1 protein-coding gene is annotated in these 715 nt (G+C 63.1%); it reads right to left on the bottom strand.

Going from position 1 to position 715, the window contains the following annotated elements; translation table 11 throughout:
• Positions 1–48: 48 nt before the first annotated feature.
• The gene (locus tag IEV82_RS23490; RefSeq protein WP_188484505.1) at positions 49–588 is read right to left on the bottom strand and encodes a GNAT family N-acetyltransferase; all 540 of its coding nucleotides are present in this window, start codon (positions 586–588) and stop codon (positions 49–51) included.
• Between the last annotated feature and the right edge of the window lie 127 nt (positions 589–715).

Raw genomic sequence — 715 nt, 5'->3', positions numbered from 1 at the left:
GCCGACCCTCACAGGCGGCGGCTCAATCATCATTGTGATGAGGAAAATTCAGCCAGCGGAGGGCTGTGCAAGCACCCGGTCAAGGCAGACTTCGGCGAAGGCGTCGCCGTATAGGTAGCGCACGCTGCCGCCCGCGGAGCGGACGAGCGCCAGGACGGCGGTGTTGTTGCGCATGCAGTAGAGATCGACATGGCGCACACCCATTTCCTTGAGGGTGTGAAGGCCGGCGCGGAAGAGCATCCGGCCAAAGCCGCGACCCTGGTATGCATCCTCGAGTGAGAGCGCCACCTCGGCGTGAGCACCCTTGGTGCGGTAAGCCTCGATTACGCCACGCACGATCCCCTGGTCGACATATTCGATCAGCATATCCGGGAGTGCGGCATCGGCGATCTTGTCCATCGAGGCCTCGGAAGGCTGCCCCATGAACCGCAGACGCCGGGCGCTCGTACCGAGGCGGCGGTAATGGGCCTTGAGATGGATCCGGGCGATGTCGGATCTCGACTCGAGGACGAGCGCCGGGGCCTGGCTGGCCAGCGGTGGGGTCAGCGGCGCAGCAAGGGTGAGGGTCGTCCGGTCGTGATAGGCCATGGATCTGATCCGTCAGTGGCGACTGCGGTGCTTGTTGGGCAGCGCCTTTCATAGCAAATGGTGTTGCCACCGGGGGTTTGAAACCACAAATGCTGCTTTGCAGCATTTGTGACGCAACGTTCGGAAG

Origin of the sequence: Marivita lacus (assembly GCF_014637725.1) — a bacterium.
Lineage (GTDB): Bacteria > Pseudomonadota > Alphaproteobacteria > Rhodobacterales > Rhodobacteraceae > Marivita > Marivita lacus.
This window is presented reverse-complemented; position numbering and strand designations above follow the sequence as displayed.